Below are 12,850 nucleotides of genomic sequence, written 5' to 3'. Positions count from 1 at the left end.
CCATGGATCACCGTCTACTTGAAATTATTGCCTGCCCGGTTTGCAACGGCAAACTCTACTATAGCCAGGACAAGCAAGAACTGATTTGCAAACTTGATAATCTGGCGTTTCCCCTGCGTGACGGTATCCCCGTATTGCTGGAAAACGAAGCCCGCGCTTTAGCTGCTGAAGAGAATCGCCCATGAGCTTTGTCGTGATTATTCCGGCTCGTTTCGCCTCTACGCGCCTGCCGGGTAAACCGTTACAGGATATCAACGGTAAGCCGATGATTGTGCACGTACTGGAACGCGCACGCGAATCCGGGGCCGATCGCATCATCGTGGCGACCGATCATGCCGAAGTGGCAAAAGCCGTGGAAGCGGCGGGCGGTGAAGTCTGCATGACCCGTGCCGATCATCAGTCCGGAACCGAACGTTTGGCGGAAGTGGTCGAGAAATGCGGCTTCAGCGATGACACCGTTATCGTTAACGTCCAGGGCGACGAACCGATGATCCCAGCGGTGATTATCCGTCAGGTGGCGGAAAATCTGGCGGCCAGCCATTCCGGCATGGCAACCCTGGCGGTACCGATTCATGACGCCGAAGAAGCCTTCAACCCGAATGCGGTGAAGGTGGTGATGGACAAGGACGGCTATGCGCTTTACTTCTCCCGCGCCACCATCCCGTGGGATCGCGATCGTTTTGCCAAAAGCCGTGAGGAAATTGGCGACACGCTGCTGCGCCATATTGGTATCTACGGCTACCGCGCCGGGTTTATTCGCCGCTACGTGAACTGGGCACCGAGCCCGCTGGAGCACATTGAGATGCTCGAACAGCTGCGCGTGCTGTGGTACGGCGAAAAAATTCACGTTGCCGTGGCGAAAGAAGTACCGGGAACGGGCGTTGATACGCCAGAAGACCTGGAGCGCGTTCGCGCCGAGCTGAAGTAATCCTCCCGCCCCTCCATCGCGGGGGGCTATTCTCGCCTGAGTATTTCCTGACTTTCTGTTGCAATTTTGATCTTGTCTGGTGAAATTCACTTTTCATATGCTCATTATGAAAGCAATGGCTTTTATAGGGGTAATCGACATGGAACAGCTACGTGCAGAACTCAGCCACCTGCTGGGCGAATCGCTCAGCCGCGTGGAATGTATCAACGAGCAGACGGATACCGCGCTGTGGTCGCTTTATGATGCCGAAGGAAATCCGATGCCGCTGGTGGCGCGGAGCTTTTTATCGCCGGGCGTGGCGCGTCAACTGGCGTGGAAAATCTCCATGCTGGCACGCAGCGGTACCGTACGCATGCCGGTGGTGTACGGGGTGATGACTCATGAAGAGCATCCGGGGCCGGACGTGCTGCTGCTTGAGCGCCTGCGCGGCGTGCCGGTGGAGGCGCCAACCCGCAACCCACAGCGTTGGGAAGCGTTGAAAGATCAAATTGTTGAAGCGCTGCTGGCGTGGCATCGGGTAGACAGTTCGGGCAGCGTGGGCTTTGTTGACGGCACGCAGGAAAATAGCTGGCCGCACTGGTATCGCCAGCGCATTGAGGTGCTGTGGGGGACGCTCAATCTCTACCAGAATACCGGCCTGACCATGCAGGATAAACGGCTACTGTTCCGTACTCGCGAGTGTCTGGACGCGCTGTTTGAGGGTTTTAGCGATAACTGCGTGCTGGTGCACGGGCATCTGACCCTGCGCAGCATGCTAAAAGACTCACGTAGCGACCAACTGCTGGCGATGGTGGGGCCGGGGGCGATTCTCTGGGCACCGCGGGAGTATGAACTGTTCCGTCTGCACGAAAGCGGGCAGGCGGAACAGCTGCTCTGGCACTATCTCCAGCGCGCGCCGGTGGCGGAAGCGTTTCTCTGGCGGCGCTGGCTCTATCTGCTATGGGATGAAGTTGAGAAGCTGGTCAATACCGGCAAATTCAATCGCGCCAACTTTGACCTTGCTGCAACGTCACTGCGCCCCTGGCTCGCCTGAATCCCCTTTCAGCCACTGCCAGACTCTCCCCAGCGTTTCATATCCGACCCGGTCACTGTGCATCAGCCAGACCGGGGAAGGGATCGCGCGCTCCCATGGGTTGAGTGGCGACGTAATGGCTAGTTGATTGGCCGGGGCAGGCAACGGGTGTAACCCGGCGTGCTGGAAGAAGATCATCGCGCGCGGCAGATGCGAGGCGGAGGTGACCAGCAGGAAGGGGGCGTCGCCGATCGCGGCCTTCACGGCGCTAGCTTCTTCTTCGGTATCTTTCGGCGTATCCAGCACGATAATCTCACTGCGCGGCACGCCCAGACTTTCAGCCACTCGCGCTCCTGCCTCTGCGGTACTCACCGTATTGGTTTTGGCCCGTGCACCGGTAAAGATCATTTTCGAACCCGGATTAGCCTGCCACAGGCGCATGCCTTCCGTCAGCCGCGGTAGGCTGTTATTAATCAGGTTCGAGCTTGGTGCCCATTCTGGATTCCAGGTGTAGCCACCGCCGAGCACAACCACATACTGCACCGGCTGTTGGCCGTGCCAGGTGGGATATTTATCCTCAATCGGCTTAAGTAGCCCATCGGCTACGGGCTGTAGACTGAGCAGCAATAGTGCTAACCATCCCAGGGTAATCCCGGCTTTACCCAATTTTTGAAAGCGGGTGAACCAGACCAGGATTATTCCCAAACCTATCAACAATAGAAGCAGGGGCAGCGGCAGCATCATGCCGCCGATATACTTTTTCAGCGTAAAAAGCATCCGATACCGTACCTTTTTTAACCATCCGACTGTATGAATGCAGCGATATTACACCAGATAGCTTCATTATCGCCGTGGGTGTGACAAAATAGCCCCTTTGCCACTGGCGATGTGAGGATGTCCTGTGAAGGATCGCAATTTCGATGACATTGCGGATAAGTTTTCCCGCAATATATACGGCACCACGAAGGGACAGCTGCGCCAGGCTATTCTGTGGCAAGATCTCGACGCCCTGCTGGCGAGAATGGGGCCGCAGCCGCTGCGTATCCTGGATGCTGGTGGCGGCGAAGGCCAGACGGCCATCAAAATGGCGGAGCGCGGGCACCATGTAACGCTGTGCGATCTTTCCGCTGAAATGATCGAACGGGCAACTCAGGCCGCCAGCGAGAAAGGTGTGAGCCACAACATGCATTTCGTACAATGCGCGGTCCAGGACGTGGCGGAGCATTTGGAAAGCCCGGTTGATCTGATATTGTTTCACGCTGTGCTGGAGTGGGTGGCCGAACCGCAGGACGTGCTCAAAACGCTGTGGTCGGTGCTGCGTCCGGGCGGCGCATTATCATTAATGTTCTACAATGCAAACGGTCTGTTGATGCGTAACATGGTGGTCGGCAACTTCGATTATGTGGCGTTGGGCATGCCGAAAAAGAAAAGACGCACGCTGTCGCCGAACTACCCGCGCGACCCGCAGCTGGTCTATGGCTGGCTGGAAGAGATGGGCTGGCACATTAACGGGAAAACCGGCGTGCGGGTGTTTCATGATTACCTGCGCGATAAGCAGATGCAAAAGAACAGCTTTGACATTTTGCTGGAGCTCGAAACGCGCTATTGCCGCCAGGAACCCTATATTAGCCTGGGGCGCTATATTCATGTCACCGCGCTGAAGCCGCAGACAGAAACAAGGATAAACGATGAGTGAATTTTCCCAGACAGTCCCCGAACTGGTTGCCTGGGCCAGGAAAAATGATTTCGCCATTTCGCTACCTGTCGATAGGCTCTCATTTTTGCTGGCTATTGCAACGCTGAACGGTGAGCGACTGGAAGGTGAAATGACGGAAGGCGAGCTGGTGGATGCGTTCCGTCACGTCAGTGATGCGTTTGAGCAAACCAGTGAAACCATCGGCACTCGCGCCAATAACGCGATTAACGACCTGGTTCGCCAACGTCTGCTGAACCGCTTTACCAGCGAAATCACGGAAGGGAACGCCATCTATCGTCTGACCCCGCTGGGGATTGGCATTACCGACTACTATATTCGCCAGCGTGAATTCTCTACCCTGCGCCTCTCCATGCAGCTGTCGATTGTCGCCAGCGAATTGAAGCGCGCGGCGGATTCTGCCGACGAGGGCGGCGATGAATTCCACTGGCACCGTAACGTTTACGCGCCGCTGAAGTACTCGGTGGCGGAGATTTTTGACAGTATCGATCTGACGCAGCGCATCATGGACGAACAGCAGCAGTCGGTGAAAGATGACATCGCGCAGTTGCTGAATAAAGACTGGCGCGCGGCAATCTCCAGCTGTGAACTGCTGCTCTCTGAAACGTCCGGCACCCTGCGTGAACTGCAGGATACGCTGGATGCCGCGGGCGATAAGCTGCAGGCTAACCTGCTGCGCATTCAGGATGCGACGCTGAGTCATAACGACCTGCACTTCGTCGATCGGCTGGTGTTCGATCTGCAAAGCAAGCTTGACCGCATCGTGAGCTGGGGCCAGCAGGCGATTGACCTGTGGATTGGCTACGACCGCCACGTGCATAAATTTATCCGTACCGCTATCGACATGGATAAAAACCGCGTCTTTGCTCAGCGCCTGCGCCAGTCGGTGCAATCTTACTTCGACGCGCCGTGGGCGCTCACCTACGCCAGCGCCGACCGTCTGCTGGATATGCGTGACGAAGAGATGACGCTGCGTGATGAAGAGGTCACCGGGGAACTTCCGCCGGATTTAGAGTACGAAGAATTTAACGAAATTCGCGAACAGCTCGCCGCGCTAATTGAAGAACAGTTGGCTATTTATCGAACCAAACAGCTGCCGCTGGACCTCGGTCTGGTGGTGAAAGAGTACCTGGTGCAGTACCCGCGTGCGCGTCATTTCGACGTGGCGAGGATCGTGGTAGACCAGGCGGTACGTTTGGGCGTGGCGCAAGCCGATTTCACCGGACTGCCGGCTAAATGGCAGTCGATTAATGATTACGGAGCCAAGGTACAGGCGCATGTCATCGACAAATATTGAACAAGTGATGCCGGTTAAACTGGCACAGGCCCTGGCCAACCCCCTTTTCCCTGCGCTGGATAGCGCGCTGCGCGCTGGTCGTCACATCGGTCTGGATGAACTGGACAACCACGCCTTTTTGATGGATTTCCAGGAGTATCTGGAAGAGTTTTATGCTCGCTACAACGTGGAGCTTATCCGCGCGCCGGAAGGGTTCTTCTACCTGCGCCCGCGTTCCACCACGCTGATTCCGCGCTCGGTTTTATCCGAACTGGACATGATGGTTGGCAAAATCCTTTGCTACCTCTACCTCAGCCCGGAGCGTCTGGCGAACGAAGGTATCTTCACCCAGCAGGAACTGTATGACGAACTGCTGGCATTGGCCGACGAAGCCAAACTGCTGAAGCTGGTCAACAACCGCTCCACGGGTTCTGACCTCGACCGTCAGAAGCTGCAGGAGAAAGTGCGTTCCTCGCTCAACCGCCTGCGCCGTCTTGGGATGGTGTGGTTTATGGGTCACGACAGCAGTAAATTCCGCATTACCGAATCGGTGTTCCGCTTCGGTGCTGACGTTCGCTCCGGCGATGACGCGCGGGAAGCGCAGCTGCGCATGATCCGCGATGGCGAAGCGATGGCTATCGAAAACCATCTGCAGCTCAATGACGAGAACGACGACAATCAGCAGGATAGCGGGGAGGAAGAGTAATGATCGATCGCGGTAAATTTCGTTCGCTAACGCTGATTAACTGGAACGGGTTCTTTGCCCGTACCTTCGATTTAGATGAACTGGTGACCACGCTCTCGGGCGGTAACGGTGCCGGTAAATCAACCACCATGGCAGCCTTCGTCACGGCGCTGATCCCAGACTTAACCCTGCTGCACTTCCGTAACACCACGGAAGCCGGGGCCACCAGTGGTTCTCGCGATAAAGGCCTGCACGGTAAGCTGAAAGCTGGCGTGTGTTACTCCGTGCTGGACGTCATGAACTCACGTCACCAGCGCGTGGTCGTAGGCGTACGTCTGCAGCAGGTTGCCGGGCGCGACCGCAAAGTCGATATCAAACCGTTTGCTATTCAGGGTCTGCCGACCTCCATCCAGCCAACGCAGCTGCTGACTGAAACGATGAACGAACGTCAGGCACGCGTGCTGAGCCTGCAGGAGCTGAAAGACAAGCTCGATACTATCGAAGGCGTGCAGTTCAAGCAGTTCAACTCGATTACCGACTACCATGCGCTGATGTTCGATCTGGGCATCGTCGCACGCCGTCTGCGCTCTGCGTCCGACCGTAGTAAATTCTACCGTCTGATTGAAGCGTCGCTGTACGGCGGTATCTCCAGCGCCATTACCCGCTCGCTGCGTGACTACCTGCTGCCGGAAAACAGCGGTGTACGTAAAGCCTTCCAGGATATGGAAGCGGCGCTGCGCGAAAACCGTATGACGCTGGAAGCGATTCGCGTTACCCAATCTGACCGCGACCTGTTTAAGCACCTGATTTCTGAAGCGACTGACTACGTGGCAGCAGACTACATGCGCCACGCCAACGAACGTCGTGTACACCTCGATAAGGCGCTGGAATATCGCCGCGAACTGTTCACCTCCCGCTCCCAGCTGGCGGCCGAGCAGTACAAGCACGTCGATATGGCCCGTGAGCTACAGGAGCACAACGGGGCAGAAGGGGATCTGGAAGCCGATCACCAGGCCGCCAGCGACCATCTGAACCTGGTGCAGACCGCTCTGCGTCAGCAGGAAAAAATTGAACGCTACGAAGCGGACTTAGATGAGCTGCAAATTCGTCTGGAAGAGCAGAACGAAGTGGTCGCCGAAGCCGCCGAGCAGCAGGAAGAGAATGAAGCGCGTGCCGAAGCCGCCGAACTGGAAGTGGATGAGCTGAAAAGCCAGCTCGCTGACTACCAGCAGGCGCTGGACGTTCAGCAGACACGCGCTATTCAGTACACTCAGGCGCTGCAAGCGCTGGAGCGTGCAAAAGCCCTGTGTCATCTGCCGGACTTAACGCCGGACAGTGCAGATGAGTGGCTGGAAACCTTCCAGGCCAAAGAGCAGGAAGCGACGGAAAAACTGCTGACGCTCGAACAGAAAATGAGCGTTTCACAGACCGCGCACAGCCAGTTTGAACAGGCATTCCAGATTGTTGAAGCTATTAACGGGCCGCTGGCACGTAATGAAGCCTGGGAAGTGGCGCGTGAACTGCTGCGCGACGGCGTTAACCAGCGCCACCTGGCGGAGCAGGCGCAACCGCTGCGCAGCCGTCTGAACGAACTGGAACAGCGTCTGCGCGAGCAGCAGGAAGCTGAACGTCTGCTGGCTGACTTCTGTAAGCGCCAGGGCAAACAGTACGGCATTGACGAACTCGAAAAGCTGCATCACGAGCTGGAAGCGCGTATTGCCGCGCTGAGCGACTGCGTAACCGATGCGCGCGAACAGCGCATGGCGCTGCGCCAGGAGCAAGAACAGCTGCAATCACGCATCTCCGCGCTGATGCACCGTGCGCCGGTTTGGCTGGCAGCGCAAAACAGCTTAAACCAGCTGTGTGAACAGAGCGGCGAGCAGTTTGAGTCCAGCCAGGATGTGACCGAATACCTGCAACAACTGCTGGAACGCGAACGCGAAGCCATCGTGGAACGTGACGAAGTTGGCGCGCGTAAACGTGCGGTGGATGACGAAATTGAACGTCTTAGCCAGCCGGGCGGTTCCGAAGACCCGCGCCTGAATGCGCTGGCGGAACGTTTTGGCGGCGTGCTGCTGTCCGAAATCTATGATGATGTCAGCCTTGATGATGCGCCGTACTTCTCCGCGCTGTACGGGCCGTCTCGCCACGCCATTGTGGTGCCGGATCTGTCGCAGATCGCCGAGTATCTGGAAGGGTTGGATGATTGCCCGGAAGATCTCTATCTGATTGAAGGGGATCCGCAGTCCTTCGATGACAGCGTGTTCAACGTCGATGAGCTGGAAAAAGCGGTGGTGGTAAAAACCTCCGACCGCCAGTGGCGTTACTCCCGCTTCCCATCGCTACCGCTGTTTGGCCGTGCTGCACGAGAAAGCCGCATTGAGAGCCTGCACGCCGAGCGTGAAGGGCTGTCCGAACGTTTTGCGACCCTGTCGTTCGACGTACAGAAAACCCAGCGTTTGCATCAGGCGTTCAGTCGCTTTATCGGCAGCCACCTGTCGGTCGCGTTTGAGGACGATCCGGAAGCGGAAATCCGCAAACTGAACACCCGTCGCAATGAACTGGAACGTGCGCTCAGCAGCCACGAAAGCGACAACCAACAGCAGCAGGCGCAGTATGAACAGGCGAAAGAGGGCGTTGCCCAGCTTAACCGCCTGCTGCCACGTCTGAGCCTGTTGGCTGACGAGACGCTGGTCGACCGCGTGGAGGAAATCCAGGAGCGTCTGGACGAAGCTCAGGAAGCCGCGCGCTTCATTCAGCAGCACGGCAACCAGCTGGCCAAACTGGAGCCGATCGTTGCTGTTCTGCAGAACGACCCGGAGCAGTTTGAACAGCTGAAAGAAGATTATGCCTGGTCACAGCAGGTGCAGCGCGAAGCGCGTCAGCAGGCGTTTGCCCTGACGGAAGTGGTGCAGCGTCGTGCGCACTTCGGCTACTCTGACTCGGCGGAGATGCTCTCCGGCAACAGCGATCTGAACGAAAAACTGCGCGAACGTCTGGCGCAGGCGGAAAGCGAGCGTAGCCGCGCCCGTGAAGCGCTGCGTACTCACGCCGCACAGGTCAGTCAGTACAGCCAGGTGCTGGCGTCGCTGAAAAGCTCCTATGACACCAAAAAAGAGCTGCTCAACGATCTGTATAAAGAGCTGAAAGATATTGGTGTGCGCGCCGATGCGGGTGCCGAAGAGCGCGCGCGTATTCGTCGCGACGAACTGCACGCGCAGTTGAGCAACAACCGTGCGCGCCGCAATCAGCTGGAAAAAGCGTTGACCTTCTGCGAAGCAGAGATGGATAACCTGACCCGTAAGCTGCGCAAGCTGGAACGTGATTACCTCGAAATGCGCGAACAGGTGGTGAGTGCGAAAGCGGGCTGGTGTGCGGTGATGCGTCTGGTGAAAGACAACAACGTTGAACGTCGTCTGCACCGCCGCGAGCTGGCCTATCTCTCCGCCGACGATCTGCGCTCCATGTCGGATAAGGCGCTGGGTGCGCTGCGTCTGGCCGTCGCGGATAACGAACACCTGCGCGATGTGCTGCGCATGTCGGAAGACCCGAAACGTCCGGAACGTAAGATCCAGTTCTTCGTCGCCGTTTATCAGCACCTGCGCGAGCGTATTCGCCAGGATATCATCCGCACCGACGACCCGGTTGAAGCCATCGAACAGATGGAAATCGAACTGAGCCGCCTGACGGAAGAACTGACCAACCGCGAACAGAAGCTGGCGATCAGCTCCCGAAGCGTCGCGAACATTATCCGCAAGACCATTCAGCGCGAGCAGAACCGTATTCGCCAGCTGAACCAGGGCCTGCAGAGCGTGTCGTTTGGTCAGGTCAACAGCGTGCGTCTGAACGTCAACGTGCGCGAGACCCACTCGACGCTGCTGGACGTGCTCTCTGAACAGCACGAACAGCATCAGGATCTGTTCAACAGCAATCGCCTCACCTTCTCGGAAGCGCTGGCGAAGCTGTATCAGCGCCTGAATCCGCAAATCGACATGGGTCAGCGTACGCCGCAGACCATCGGTGAAGAGCTGCTCGACTACCGCAGCTATCTGGAGATGGAAGTTGAGGTTAACCGTGGTTCCGACGGCTGGCTGCGTGCGGAATCCGGTGCGCTGTCGACCGGTGAGGCTATCGGTACCGGGATGTCGATTCTGGTGATGGTGGTACAGAGCTGGGAAGATGAAGCGCGGCGTCTGCGTGGTAAAGACCTGTCTCCGTGCCGTCTGCTGTTCCTCGATGAAGCGGCGCGTCTGGATGCCCGCTCTATCGCCACGCTGTTCGAGCTCTGCGAACGTCTGGAGATGCAGCTGATTATCGCGGCACCGGAAAATATCAGCCCAGAGAAAGGCACCACCTACAAGCTGGTACGTAAAGTGGTGAATAACCACGAACACGTTCACGTGGTGGGCCTGCGCGGCTTTGCCGCCCAGCTGCCGGAAACGCTGCCAGGCACCGCCGACGCGTCGTAGCATGTCGCCCGGGTGAGCACAGCGCGCCCGGTAAATGGCGTTTAATCCGAAAAACAGAACCTGAGGCGACATTTATGTCGCCTTTTTTGTTATCCGTATTTAGCCTATAGCGCGTTATTATCTTTAGACTTCTTTACATTTCACCGGGCAAAATAGTTTTTGTCTTTATATACTGAAGGTGAGGCCACGTTACGGGTCTTTGTATATTTAACAGGGGGCAAGGGATGTTGCTGAAAAAAGAAAATGGTCGTCGGTTGTCAGCGGTAAGTTTGTGTCTGGCAATGACGTTTGCTCCACTGTTTACCGCTGCTGCGGGCGAGCCAGAACTGGTGCCGTCTGACAGTAGCGCACTGCCTGCAGAACCTTCTCCGGTGCTGCTCCAGCCGGGCGCGCAATCGCCCGTGATGGCAAACCTTGTCGGCACTAAGCCACTAGCAGATGGCGCGGCGGCGAAAAGCCGTACTGAGATCCAGTCGCTACTGCCTGCCGGTTATCAACCCGTCTATATGAACCCGCTGGTGACGCTCTACGCTGCCCGCGAGATGAAACCGATGTGGGAGAACCGCGAGGCGGTTCGCGCCTTCCAGCAGCAACTGGCGGAAGTGGCCATTGCCGGTTTCCAGCCGCAGTTTACCCAATGGGTTGAACTGCTCACGAATCCTAACGTCAGCGGCATGGCTCGCGACGTTGTGCTCTCCGATGCGCTGATGGGCTATCTGCACTTTATTAGCGGTATTCCGGTTCAGGGCAACCGTTGGCTGTACAGCGATAAACCTTATACCCTGGCGACGCCACCGCTGTCGGTGATGAATAAATGGCAAATGGCGTTGGATAACGGCTCTCTGGTGCCGTTTATTACTGCGCTGGCGCCGAAGCATCCGCAGTATGCGGCGATGCATCAGGCGCTGCTGGCGCTGGTGGGGGATACCCGCCCGTGGCCGAAACTGACCTCCACGACGGCGCTACGACCGGGACAATGGAGTAGCGACGTGCCCGCGCTGCGTGAAATTCTGCAGCGTAACGGCGTGCTGGATACCAGTCCGGCGATCCCGCTACCGGGGGATAACGTCGGCAAAACAAAAAAAGCAGCGAAAAGCGCGCCTGCGGCCTACGATCGTCAATTGGTCGATGCAGTTAAGCGTTTCCAGGCGGCGCAGGGCTTAGGGGCTGATGGGGTGATCGGTGCTTCAACGCGCGATTGGCTGAATGTCTCTTCCGCAGAACGTGCGGGCGTGCTGGCGCTGAATATTCAACGACTGCGCCTGCTGCCGGGGAAAGTCTCGACCGGAATTATGGTCAACATTCCGGCGTATTCGCTGGTCTACTACCTCAATGGCAGCGAAGCGCTGGCCTCACGCGTAATTGTGGGGCGTCCGGATCGTAAAACGCCGATGATGAGCAGCGCGCTGAATAACGTGGTGGTTAACCCGCCGTGGAACGTACCGCCGACGCTGGCGCGCAACGATATTCTGCCAAAACTGCGTAATGATCCAGGGTATCTGGAGCGCCACAATTATACCGTGCTGCGTGGGTGGAACAGTAAAGAAACCATCGATCCGTGGCGCGTGGACTGGTCAACGATCACGCCGTCGAATTTGCCGTTCCGTTTCCAGCAGGCGCCGGGCGACCATAACTCATTGGGCCGCTATAAGTTTAATATGCCAAGCTCAGACGCAATTTATCTGCATGATACGCCTAACCATAATCTGTTCCAGAAAGATGCGCGGGCATTAAGTTCGGGATGCGTGCGGGTAAATAAAGCCTCTGATTTAGCAAATATGCTGTTACAGGATGCAGGCTGGAATGACGCGCGTATATCTGATGCGCTGAAGGAAGGTAATACGAGATACGTTAATATCCGGCAGAATATTCCGGTTAATCTCTATTATCTGACCGCCTTTGTTGGCGCTGATGGTCAGACACAATATCGAACAGATATTTACAATTACGATGTCACGGCGCGATCCGGCGCACAAATTCTGCCAAAAGCGGAACAATTAATCAGATAAATGAAGTAGTTCAGGTAATGTAGTGGTCGAATAAAAAGCGTAGATACCAGTCCCGAACGCCTGGGGCTGGTGATTCTGCGCTACAGGCCGCCTTGACGCTGGCTTTGATGCCCGGTAAGGTGCAATACGTGCGCCAGAAGTGCATATATTTCGATCACATTTACTGACTGTAGACCTGATTATCATGGACAAATTTGACGCTAATCGCCGCAAACTGCTGGCGTTAGGTGGGGTTGCGCTTGGCGCTGCCGCCATCTTACCCACGCCTGCACTTGCGACCCTCTCGACCCCTCGTCCACGTATTTTAACGTTGAGTAATCTACATACGGGCGAGTTGCTAAAAGCCGAGTTTTTTGACGGCCGAGGCTATATTCAGGATGAATTAGCAAAACTAAACCATTTTTTCCGTGACTATCGCGCGAATAAAATAAAGAGCATCGATCCTTCTTTGTTTGATCAGCTCTATCGCCTTCAGGGATTATTAGGAACAAATAAGCCTGTGCAATTAATCTCCGGGTATCGTTCCCTCGATACCAATAATGAGCTGCGAGCGCACAGCAGTGGGGTAGCGAAAAAGAGCTATCACACGAAAGGTCAGGCAATGGATTTCCATATTGAAGGTATTTCACTAAGTAATATACGCAAAGCAGCGTTATCTATGCGCGCAGGTGGTGTAGGATATTACCCACGTAGCAACTTTGTGCATATTGATACCGGTCCGGTTCGGCACTGGTAACTCTACGCCCGACAGTTCAGA

10 protein-coding genes are annotated in these 12,850 nt (G+C 56.4%); 9 read left to right on the top strand and 1 reads right to left on the bottom strand.

The genetic code is table 11. From position 1 onward, the window contains the following. The first annotated feature begins 2 nt into the window (after positions 1 to 2). From ycaR to HII27_RS03455, 3 genes are all read left to right on the top strand, one after another. Positions 3 to 185, top strand: a complete 183-nt coding sequence (gene ycaR / locus HII27_RS03465) for a protein YcaR (RefSeq protein WP_185666561.1) — start codon at positions 3 to 5, stop codon at positions 183 to 185. Then, a complete protein-coding gene (gene kdsB, locus HII27_RS03460; RefSeq protein WP_185666560.1) occupies positions 182 to 928 on the top strand; it encodes a 3-deoxy-manno-octulosonate cytidylyltransferase in 747 nt (248 codons plus the stop codon). Before ycaR ends, kdsB begins: the two co-directional genes overlap by 4 nt. Before the next feature lie 139 nt (positions 929 to 1,067). Next, positions 1,068 to 1,961 (top strand): YcbJ family phosphotransferase, encoded by an 894-nt coding sequence (locus tag HII27_RS03455; protein WP_185666559.1) that lies wholly within the window; start codon positions 1,068 to 1,070, stop codon positions 1,959 to 1,961. Here the strand turns inward: HII27_RS03455 and elyC are convergent. Beyond that, positions 1,938 to 2,717: an envelope biogenesis factor ElyC gene (elyC, locus tag HII27_RS03450; protein WP_185666558.1), complete on the bottom strand. Its 780-nt coding sequence runs from the start codon at positions 2,715 to 2,717 to the stop codon at positions 1,938 to 1,940. The two genes, HII27_RS03455 and elyC, sit on opposite strands and share 24 nt — an antisense overlap. 124 nt (positions 2,718 to 2,841) lie before the next feature. Here elyC and cmoM point away from each other — a divergent pair, with 124 nt between their 5' ends. The 6 genes from cmoM (at position 2,842) to HII27_RS03420 (ending at position 12,829) form a co-directional block, all read left to right on the top strand. Further along, on the top strand, positions 2,842 to 3,636 hold the full coding sequence (gene cmoM / locus HII27_RS03445) for a tRNA uridine 5-oxyacetic acid(34) methyltransferase CmoM (RefSeq protein WP_185666557.1): 795 nt from the start codon (positions 2,842 to 2,844) through the stop codon (positions 3,634 to 3,636). After that, positions 3,629 to 4,951, top strand: a complete 1,323-nt coding sequence (mukF, locus tag HII27_RS03440; protein WP_035892424.1) for a chromosome partition protein MukF — start codon at positions 3,629 to 3,631, stop codon at positions 4,949 to 4,951. Before cmoM ends, mukF begins: the two co-directional genes overlap by 8 nt. Next, positions 4,932 to 5,636 (top strand): chromosome partition protein MukE, encoded by a 705-nt coding sequence (gene mukE, locus HII27_RS03435; protein ID WP_185666556.1) that lies wholly within the window; start codon positions 4,932 to 4,934, stop codon positions 5,634 to 5,636. Before mukF ends, mukE begins: the two co-directional genes overlap by 20 nt. Further along, positions 5,636 to 10,084, top strand: a complete 4,449-nt coding sequence (mukB, locus tag HII27_RS03430) for a chromosome partition protein MukB (protein WP_185666555.1) — start codon at positions 5,636 to 5,638, stop codon at positions 10,082 to 10,084. Before mukE ends, mukB begins: the two co-directional genes overlap by 1 nt. Before the next feature lie 224 nt (positions 10,085 to 10,308). Further along, positions 10,309 to 12,093, top strand: a complete 1,785-nt coding sequence (ldtD, locus tag HII27_RS03425) for a L,D-transpeptidase (protein ID WP_185666554.1) — start codon at positions 10,309 to 10,311, stop codon at positions 12,091 to 12,093. 184 nt (positions 12,094 to 12,277) lie between these two features. Next, on the top strand, positions 12,278 to 12,829 hold the full coding sequence (locus HII27_RS03420; protein ID WP_185666553.1) for a YcbK family protein: 552 nt from the start codon (positions 12,278 to 12,280) through the stop codon (positions 12,827 to 12,829). The last annotated feature ends 21 nt before the right edge of the window (positions 12,830 to 12,850 follow it).

It is taken from the genome of Kluyvera sichuanensis (assembly GCF_014218705.1).
Taxonomy (GTDB): Bacteria; Pseudomonadota; Gammaproteobacteria; order Enterobacterales; family Enterobacteriaceae; genus Kluyvera; species Kluyvera sichuanensis.
This window is presented reverse-complemented; position numbering and strand designations above follow the sequence as displayed.

What these genes read in the sequence shown, in the direction of transcription:
- HII27_RS03455 (WP_185666559.1), top strand. Translation starts at nt 1,068, where the DNA reads ATGGAACAGCTACGTGCAGAACTCAGCCACCTGCTGGGCGAATCGCTC.
- elyC (WP_185666558.1), bottom strand. Translation starts at nt 2,717, where the DNA reads ATGCTTTTTACGCTGAAAAAGTATATCGGCGGCATGATGCTGCCGCTG.
- kdsB (WP_185666560.1), top strand. Translation starts at nt 182, where the DNA reads ATGAGCTTTGTCGTGATTATTCCGGCTCGTTTCGCCTCTACGCGCCTG.
- ycaR (WP_185666561.1), top strand. Translation starts at nt 3, where the DNA reads ATGGATCACCGTCTACTTGAAATTATTGCCTGCCCGGTTTGCAACGGC.
- ldtD (WP_185666554.1), top strand. Translation starts at nt 10,309, where the DNA reads ATGTTGCTGAAAAAAGAAAATGGTCGTCGGTTGTCAGCGGTAAGTTTG.
- mukF (WP_035892424.1), top strand. Translation starts at nt 3,629, where the DNA reads ATGAGTGAATTTTCCCAGACAGTCCCCGAACTGGTTGCCTGGGCCAGG.
- mukB (WP_185666555.1), top strand. Translation starts at nt 5,636, where the DNA reads ATGATCGATCGCGGTAAATTTCGTTCGCTAACGCTGATTAACTGGAAC.
- mukE (WP_185666556.1), top strand. Translation starts at nt 4,932, where the DNA reads ATGTCATCGACAAATATTGAACAAGTGATGCCGGTTAAACTGGCACAG.
- HII27_RS03420 (WP_185666553.1), top strand. Translation starts at nt 12,278, where the DNA reads ATGGACAAATTTGACGCTAATCGCCGCAAACTGCTGGCGTTAGGTGGG.